Consider the following 8,429-nt stretch of genomic DNA (forward strand, 5'->3'; position numbering starts at 1 on the left):
CCGGGCGGGAGATCCAGCACGTGGAGAGTCGTATCAATTATGATATTGAAAGTCAATATCATAATTGATCAAAACAAGCCTTACCCATTCCTTCGCTATTTCAGGGGTTTCTAGAAGTTCAGCCAGTTGGGCCGCAGCAGCAGCAGGAGCCCCAGCACGAAGATCACCGCGCCGCTCAGGAGCTTGAGCCAGCGGCCTTCTTCTTCCTGGAGCTTACGACGGCTCATCGTGATGACAACCAGCCCCACCATGAGCGAGTCGTCGGCAATGTAGGCGAGGTTGTAGAGGAGCAGGTAGCCGTAGTAACCGGCGGCGCCGAGGGCACGCTGGGTGAGGATTTGCGTATAAAGCGCCGGGAGCCCCGCGGTGCAAAGCAGCTCGACGACGTTGACCATGACCGCGAGCACGACGGCGCCCGCGAGCGCGGCGGGAAGGTTCTCTGCCTGGATGATGGCGCGGGTGCGTGCGTAGAGCCCGGGCTTCACCGATTCGGGAATGCTGAGCGAGAGGCCCTTGTGCAGGGCGAAGTAGTCCTTGATGTGCACCGCGCCCATGAAGAGGGCCAGCAGCCCCAGCGCAACCTGCACGCCGCGCGAAAATCCCACCAGTAAAAAGACGTTGAGCCATGCGGCCATGAAGGCGAAGTAGGCCGCGCCGCTGACAAGCACGAAAGTCCCGGCGATGAGCAGGATGCGGCGACGGTCCTTGAGGTTCACCAGCAGGGAGAGCAGGAACAGCAGGACCCACATGGCGCAGGGATTGAACCCGTCAATGAGGCCGATGACGATGGTGAAGAGCGGAAGGCCCAGTTGCTCGACGCCGACTTCGCCGATGAGCGGTGCATCGATAGTGGGAGTCGCTGCTTTGCCGGAACTCAGCAGAGCCTCAATTTCGCTCCCGGTTGTCTCAGGCGCATCGAAGCCGACGATCACCTCGCCGCAAACGAAGAAGGTCGGCACCCCGCCGGCGGTGATGCCGCGCTCCTTGTAGATCGTGATGAGCTTTTCGAGATTCTCGCGGCTTGCTTCGACCGGGTAGATCTCGATGTCGAGGTCGGGGCGGCGCTCTGCAAGGTCCTTCAGATAAAGCTTCGCCGCCCCGCAGTGCGGGCAACCCACCTTGGTCCAGACCTCGATTGTGCTGCAGCCGCTTGCGCGCGAAGTACCCGGGGCGAAGAGCGACGCAAGCGCGATCAGCAGCGCAGCGAGCGCAGATTTCATCATACTTCAGGCCAGATCGGCGCGTTCGCCGAAGACGCGGGCCACGCGGCGCGACCAGCGCTCGAGTTTTTTCAGATCAGGCGTTTCGGGATAGCGCGCGTAGAGAGCGCTCACCAGCGCGCCGCGCATGCCCACGGGGATGAGCTTTGCCAGCAGCCCGGGATAGCGGATCGCCCCGCGAGCGAGCGTGAGCAGCTCGCCGGCATCGGGAGTGGCGGTGCGCTGGGTCAGCGCGGCCTCGCCGGTGCTGGGGGTGATGAAACCGCCGTCGATCATGGCGTCCACCGTGGCGTGGTCGAAGTCCTGGCTGGCGCGGCGGAAGACGTCCGAGACGGCGAGCGTCGCGCCGATCTCGCGCTGGGCCGCGCACTGGTAGGCCCACGTGGCCTCCAGCGATCCGGGATCGGCGGCGGCGCCCAGGGTCTCGGCCATGATCTTTCCGGCAATGAGCCCCACGCCGATGCCGCTGCCATGGGCTGGAAACACCTGGCAGGCGCTGTTGCCGATGAGCGCAATGCCCGGCGCGGCGATCCGGTCGTAGGGGCGGCGGATGGGGATGAGCCCCGCGCCGCCGAATTCGACCTTGCCCGCCCAGGGGTTTTCCTTGCGCCAGCGCGAGATCATTTCCGGCCCGGTGGCGTGGGTGCCGTCGGCGATGGTTCCCATGAGCAGCGAGACGTGATGGAGCTCGCGGTCGACGAAGACGTTGTGGGTGGAGAATCCGCCGTCCACGCCAAGGCGCGTGAGCGTCTCGCCGCGCGGCAGGTGCTCGCGCTCGAGAAATGCGAGCGCGCCTTCCTTGTCGGCGATGGTGAGGACGTATTGCGCTGCCGTGCAAGTGTGCTCTTTGGGAACGCTCGGGCAGTGGCGTGCAAGATCGGGGACCTGTCCCCGAAGCACGCCGCCAAAGCCCGTGGCGTCAACGAAGAGCGCGGCCTGCAGTCGCAGGCTCTCTTCGCCGTCCTTGCCCTTCGTCTTGATGGACAGCGCGCAAGGGCGCCCGCCCTGCAGTTCGAGTGCGCCGATCTCGGCTTTTTCAAAACCGGTGGCGCCGGCCGCCAGCGCGAGCTTTTGCAGGCGCCGGGCGAGCTTTCGCATGTCGATTTCCCAGAGCTTGGCGTTGTCGATGCGGATGCGCGCGTGGGTCCCCGGGCTCTCCATGATGGCCGGGGCGCCCTCGTGGATGGTTTCGGGTGCTTTGGGCAGATCGATGCCCGCGCGCTCGAACTGCCAGGGGGCGACCGCGTTGATCCAGCGGGCGCCGGCTTTGGAGAAGGGAAGGCGGTCGACGAGCGCGACGCGCTTTCCGGCGCGGGCGAGTTGATAGGCGGCCCCGGCGCCGGCAGTGCCGGCGCCGCAGACCACGATGTCGAATTCGAGGGTGTTCTTGCTCATGGGCGCAAACGGTATCGGCCCGGCACGCGCGCGGCAACAGGGGAGGGACAAATTCCACCCTTGCATGGTCCGCAGCGCCAAGGTACCTCCATGGGAAGCTGGAGGACGCCCGACTTGCCACAGGTTCCGCTCGACGTGCACGTGCTGGTCTTTGCCGGACTGCTGCTGGTGCTCAGCCAGGCCGGCGGGCGCATGGCGAATTTTCTCGGCGCGCCGCGGCTGACCGGCTATCTGATCGTGGGCGTGCTCTGCGGCCCGAGCCTGCTCAATCTCTTCCCCGCGGCGCTGGTGCATGATCGGCTGGGTGTGATCACGGAGATCGCGCTGGGGATGATTGCGTTCAGCATCGGTGGCTCACTCGAAATCACAAAGCTCAAAAAACTCAAGAAGGCGATCCTCTGGGTGACGTTTCTCGAAGCGGGGGCGGCGGCGCTGATTGTCTTCCTGGTCATGCGCGTGGTGCTTCCCTTTGTCGAGCCCGCGGGAGAGCCGCCCCATGCCACGCTGGCTATGGCGTTGCTGCTGGGCGCCATGTCGGCGGCGACGGCGCCGGCTGCGATCATGAGCATCGTGCGCGAGTACCGCTCCAGCGGTGAGCTCACTACCGTGCTCCTTGGCGTGGTAGCCATCGACGACAGCATCGCGCTGTTGCTCTATGCCTTCGCCGCTGCTGCGGCGAGCCTGCTGCTTGGTGGCGGTGAAGCGGTCACCTTCACGAGTGTGCTGGCGGGGCCGGGGGCGCACATTCTGCTGGCGCTGGCCATGGGGCTGGGCGCGGGGCTGCTCATTCGCGAGGTGATTTCCTACTTCGCCCCGCGCGACGTGATGCTCGGGCTGATTTTGGGGGCGATTCTCCTCACCGCCGGAGTCGCGATGAGCTGGGGCGTCTCGCCCCTGCTGGCCACCATGATGCTGGGTTTCGTAGTGGTGAATTTTGTCGAGCACGAGCGCGCGGTCGAGGCCTTCGAGGTTGTCGATGCGGTGGAGGAACCGATTCTCGGGGCGTTCTTTGCGATTGCGGGCGCGCATCTGGACGTTCGCACCGCGCTGATCTCCGGCGGACTGGCGCTGATCCTGACGTTGGCGCGCTTTGGTGGAAAGCTGCTGGGGGCGCGCACGGGCGCGCGCATTGCGGGCGCCCACGAGAATGTGCGTCGCTACCTGGGCCTTGCACTGCTGCCGGCCGCCGGCGTGAGCATCGGCCTGGTGCTCGAGGCCGGCGAGCGTTTTGGTGAGAAGATGCCCGGCATGGCGAGCCTGCTGGTGAGCACGGTGGTGGGCGCAACACTCATCAACGAGCTGATTACTCCCTTTGCGGTTCGCCACGCGCTCTTTCGCGCCGGCGAGGCGAAGAGCCAGCACGAACTCTTCCCCGCTCCTGCCCGTCCCCACAGTCACCGGCATCACAAAAAACGGCACGCCAGGAGGCGTGCCGCTTCGGGTCATACGTTCAGGAAAGACTAGGCAGTGATCGGCTCGTTGGCCATTTCCACTGCCCCATAGTGGCGCAGGTAGCGGAAGTGCGCCTTGACGCCTTCGCTGAAGGTGCCGAAAACGTGGTAGGGATAGCCAAATTCCTTGGCCGTCTCTTCCACGATCGGGGCGATTCTCTTGTAGTGGACGTGACAGATCTTCGGGAACAGGTGGTGCTCGATCTGGTAGTTGAGCCCGCCCACGGTCCAGTCGAAGAAGCGGCTTCCCATGGAAAAGTTGGCCGAGGTGCGAAGCTGCACGCCCGCCCAGGAATCATGGACCTTGCCGTCGGCATCGGCCTCGATCACTTCGACGTCCTCGACCGTGTGTGCCACCGCGAAGACGATGGCCAGTATGAAACCGGCCACCAGGTGCATGATGAGAAAGCCCACGACGATGTGCCACCACGGGTTGGGCAGCCACACGATCGGGAATACGAGAAACATTCCGTAGTGCAGCAGCTTCACGCCGGCGAGGATGAAATACTCGGCAACGGGCACCTTGGGCTTCTTGTAGCGCACGTGAACCGGGCGCGAGATGTGCTGGTAGTCTTTTGCGAAAACCCACACCAGCGAGACCAGCGAGTAGAGGAACGGCGCATAGATGTGCTGGTAGCGGTGGTACCACTTCTTGTTCTCCTGAATGTCGAAGAAGCGAAGAAAGGGCGCCGGATGCAGATCGCCATCGGCGTAGGGGATGTTCGTGTAGGTGTGGTGGATGATGTTGTGGGTGATGTTCCAGTTGTAGGCGTGGACACCGACCAGGGAGAAACTGTGGGCCAGCAGCCGGTTCAGGCGCTTGTTGCCGGTGAAACCGCCGTGGCTGGCATCGTGGGCGACGTTGAAACCGATCATGGCGACCGAGAATCCGGTCACCGCCCACAGAAGCCACATGATCGCCACGGGCGGCTGGGCAAACATGATAAGCGCCCACGATCCGTAGAACGTGGTGAAAAAGACAATCGTCTTGAGGATCATGAAGGCGTTGGCGTGCTTGGAGAGATTGTTCTCCTCGAAATACGCATCAACGCGCTGGAAGAGGACCTTTCTGAACTGGTCCCCGTCGGGTGCTACAAATGTTACTTTTCCGTCCATTCCCCTGATGTGCCGCCTTTCAGTGCTGCCGTTCTGACAGGACAAGAGTTACTGACTCCACTCCCGAAACTCACAGATGTGCCAAGCGCGTGCGCTTGCTTGCGCGGACCGCGGCTAGTCCGCCCCTGATCTGCCGTTCGGAAATTGCGCTGATTGTAACGCTCGAAAACTCTTGTCCTGCTGTCTTCGCGCTGTTGCAAAATCGACTAAAAGCATACTTGAAAGCGCTCGTAAAGTCCCGTTACAACTTGGGAAATCGGCCAAACCCGGCTGCACCGGCCTCTCGTGGCATTCTGGGGAGCAAACGGCCATGCTCGGCCCATGCCCGAACTCAGCGCAAAACGATCGAGATTGCTGGCCCTGGGGGCTCTCCTGCTCTCCCTGCTCACCGAGCTCTACATGGGCTGGCGGCTCGCCGTGCGGGGCCTGGTGGCGGCCGAGGGCCACGGCGGGGCGATCATCTACCAGTATTATGAGCTCGCGGCGATCATCGTTTTCGCCCTCTCGCAGGCCGTCGCCATCGACCAGGTGCGCCGGGGTAGTCCGCGCTTTTTCGGCTGGGCCGTGCCACCGGCGCTCTTCGCCATTGCGGTGGGGATTGTTACCTGGGCGCGCTACGGGGTGTCCTGGCTGTTTTTTACCCACACCCTGCGCGGCTCCCTTCTGCTGGGGGCGGCGATGATCCATCTGCGCACGCTCGAAGCGCAGGCGTCCGAGAGCGAGGCCGCACTGCCTTGACCGCCGAGCGGGCCCTCCGGTATTGCGATGGCCTGCCGACCAATGAAACTTTCCGGGGAGAGACACCTGACCAATGGATCTGGAACTGAGCGAAGAACAACGCCAAACGGTGGAGACCATCCGCCGCTTTCTTGAAAAAGAGATCAAACCCCACGTCGAGCGCTGGGATCACCAGAACGAGTATCCCACCGAGGCGCGCGACGCCTTCAAGGAGATGGGCCTCTACGGCGCCATCATCCCCACCGAGTACGGGGGCCTTGGCTGGGACACGGTGACCTATGCGCTGGTGATTACCGAACTGGCCGCGTGCTGGATGACGCTCTCGAGCATGATCAACACGCAGATGATCATGGCGCACTCGGTGCTCGATGCGGGCACCGAAGAGCAGAAAAAAAAGTGGCTGCCCAAAATGGCCACCGGCGAAATGCGCGGCGGCCTGGCGCTCTCGGAGGCCCACGGCGGCTCCGACGTGGCGGGGATGCTGACCACTGCGAAGAAGGACGGCGACGTTTATCGGATCAATGGCTCGAAGATGTGGATTACCAACTCCGATGGAAATTCCTTCTTCCTGCTGGCCAAGACCGACACCACCTGCAGTCCGCCGCACGGCGGAATCTCGGGCTTCATCATGGAGACCGGCGCCGAGGGCTTCAAAGTCTCGCGCGACATCCCCAAGCTCGGGCTCAAGGGCATTCCCACCTCGGAGCTCTCGTTCGAGGACTTCCCCGTACCGGCCGAGAATCTGCTGGGCGGAAAGGAAGGGCAGGGCTTCGTGCAGGTGATGCGCGGACTGGAACTCGGCCGCATCAACGTGGCGGCGCGCTCGGTGGGCGTGCTGCGCGCCGAGTTCGAAGCCTCCATCAAATACGCGCAGGAGCGCGAGACTTTCGGCAAACCCATCTGGCAGCATCAGCTCGTGGGAGCCAAGCTCGCCGACATGGCCGCCGATCTAGAAGCCTCGCGCCTGCTGGTGCTGAGTGCTGCCATCAAGAAGGAGAAGGGCGAGCGCTGCGACCTCGAGGCCAGCATGGCCAAGCTCTTTGCCTCGCGGGCCTGCGCCCAGCACGCGCTGGAGGCCATGCACATCCACGGCGGCTACGGTTACACCAAGGAATTCCCGGTCGAGCGCTTCTACCGGGACGCCCCGCTCATGACCATCGGCGAGGGCTCCAATGACATCCTCAAAACGGTGATTGCGAAGAATCTGATCAAACGATTCGCCATCTGAGGGACCCATTTCGGACCCAGAGGCATCTTAACATCCATCAAGGGGACAAAGGCCCGCTTTGTGGTAGAGTGGGGCCACCCGAAAACAGGCACCGGCCAGGGCCGCCAATGCGCGGCAGACCCGGCAAGACACTCAGGGGTGAGAGGTATACCGATGGCGGATACGGCAAAGATTTCCAACCAGGTCGGCGCGCTGCGCAAGACCTTTTCCACGGGCAAGACCCGTTCGATCGCCTGGCGCCAGGAACAACTGCGCGCCCTCAAGCGCTTCATTCGCGAGCGTGAAAAAGAGCTCTATGCGGCGCTCAAGGAAGACCTCCACAAGAGCGAGTTCGAGGCGTTCACCGCCGAGCTCGCGATGGTCATCGGCGAGGCCGACCTTTGCATCAAGAACCTGCCCAAGTGGTCGCGTGCGAAGAAGATTCCGACGATCATGGCTGCCCAGCCGGGCAAGAGCTACATGGTCCCCGAGCCCCAGGGCGTGGTGCTGATCATCGGCGCCTGGAACTATCCGGTGCAGCTCACGCTGGTTCCCCTCGTGGGCGCCATCGCGGGCGGCAACTGCGCGGTAATCAAGCCCTCGGAAGTGGCCCCGGCCACCTCGAAGGTCATTGCCCAGCAGCTTCCCAACTATCTCGACAAGGACGCCTACTGCGTGGTCGAGGGCGCGGTCGATGAGACCACCGCGCTGCTCGAAGAGAAATTCGACCACTACTTCTACACCGGCAACGGCCGGGTGGGTTCGATCGTGATGGCCGCCGCGGCCAAACACCTCGGTCAGGTCACGCTGGAGCTGGGCGGCAAGAGCCCCTGCATCGTCGACCACACCGCCGACCTGGACGTTGCCGCCAAGCGCATTGCCTGGGGCAAGTTCTACAATGCGGGCCAGACCTGCGTGGCGCCTGACTACGTGATGGTGGAAAAGGACGTGGAAGAGCCCCTGCTGGCGAACCTGCGCGACGCCCTCAAGGAATTTTACGGCGAAGATCCCAAGCAGAGCGATGACTACTGCCGCATCGTCAACGAGCGCCACCACCAGCGCCTGGCTCCGCTGCTCAAGTCGGGTGAGGCCTACGTGGGCGGCGAGGTCGATGAAGCCGACCGCTACATCGCGCCGACGGTGCTGCGCAACGTCTCGAAGGACTCGGCCGTCATGGAAGACGAGATCTTCGGTCCCATCCTGCCGGTGGTCGCTGTGAACAGCATCGACGAGGCCACCGATTACCTGCGTGCGGCGGGCGGGCGGCAGGGACGTCCGCTCCTGCTGACCCTGATCGACGAA

General features: G+C 63.5%; 7 protein-coding genes. 4 read left to right on the plus strand and 3 right to left on the minus strand.

All coding sequences use genetic code 11. The annotated features are described in order from the left end of the window. Positions 1-110: 110 nt before the first annotated feature. Complete coding sequence (locus KDH09_10970; protein MCB0220207.1) at positions 111-1,220, minus strand: NrdH-redoxin; 1,110 nt, start codon at positions 1,218-1,220, stop codon at positions 111-113. Positions 1,221-1,226: 6 nt separating this feature from the next. Next, positions 1,227-2,615: an FAD-dependent oxidoreductase gene (locus KDH09_10975; GenBank protein MCB0220208.1), complete on the minus strand. Its 1,389-nt coding sequence runs from the start codon at positions 2,613-2,615 to the stop codon at positions 1,227-1,229. 90 nt (positions 2,616-2,705) lie between these two features. On the opposite strand from KDH09_10975, the gene KDH09_10980 reads away from it, so the two are divergent. Further along, positions 2,706-4,079 (plus strand): cation:proton antiporter, encoded by a 1,374-nt coding sequence (locus tag KDH09_10980; GenBank protein ID MCB0220209.1) that lies wholly within the window; start codon positions 2,706-2,708, stop codon positions 4,077-4,079. Here KDH09_10980 and KDH09_10985 read toward each other — a convergent pair. Continuing rightward, complete coding sequence (locus KDH09_10985) at positions 4,076-5,182, minus strand: acyl-CoA desaturase (protein MCB0220210.1); 1,107 nt, start codon at positions 5,180-5,182, stop codon at positions 4,076-4,078. The two genes, KDH09_10980 and KDH09_10985, sit on opposite strands and share 4 nt — an antisense overlap. Positions 5,183-5,503: 321 nt before the next feature. Here KDH09_10985 and KDH09_10990 point away from each other — a divergent pair, with 321 nt between their 5' ends. From KDH09_10990 to KDH09_11000, 3 genes are all read left to right on the plus strand, one after another. Then, the gene (locus tag KDH09_10990) at positions 5,504-5,920 is read left to right on the plus strand and encodes a hypothetical protein (protein MCB0220211.1); all 417 of its coding nucleotides are present in this window, start codon (positions 5,504-5,506) and stop codon (positions 5,918-5,920) included. Between the two features lie 73 nt (positions 5,921-5,993). Next, entirely contained in the window at positions 5,994-7,148 is a 1,155-nt protein-coding gene (locus KDH09_10995) for an acyl-CoA dehydrogenase family protein (protein MCB0220212.1), read from the plus strand. Between the two features lie 153 nt (positions 7,149-7,301). Continuing rightward, positions 7,302-8,429, plus strand: a 1,128-nt coding sequence (locus tag KDH09_11000) for an aldehyde dehydrogenase family protein (GenBank protein MCB0220213.1), incomplete at its 3' end; no start/stop codon positions are given.

The sequence above is a fragment of the Chrysiogenia bacterium genome (genome assembly GCA_020434085.1).
Classification (GTDB): Bacteria; JAGRBM01; JAGRBM01; order JAGRBM01; family JAGRBM01; genus JAGRBM01.

Bases quoted from the DNA above. Each gene is read 5' to 3' on its own strand.
- KDH09_10980 (MCB0220209.1), top strand. From the start codon at position 2,706: ATGGGAAGCTGGAGGACGCCCGACTTGCCACAGGTTCCGCTCGACGTG.
- KDH09_10990 (MCB0220211.1), top strand. From the start codon at position 5,504: ATGCCCGAACTCAGCGCAAAACGATCGAGATTGCTGGCCCTGGGGGCT.
- KDH09_10985 (MCB0220210.1), bottom strand. From the start codon at position 5,182: ATGGACGGAAAAGTAACATTTGTAGCACCCGACGGGGACCAGTTCAGA.
- KDH09_10970 (MCB0220207.1), bottom strand. From the start codon at position 1,220: ATGAAATCTGCGCTCGCTGCGCTGCTGATCGCGCTTGCGTCGCTCTTC.
- KDH09_10995 (MCB0220212.1), top strand. From the start codon at position 5,994: ATGGATCTGGAACTGAGCGAAGAACAACGCCAAACGGTGGAGACCATC.
- KDH09_10975 (MCB0220208.1), bottom strand. From the start codon at position 2,615: ATGAGCAAGAACACCCTCGAATTCGACATCGTGGTCTGCGGCGCCGGC.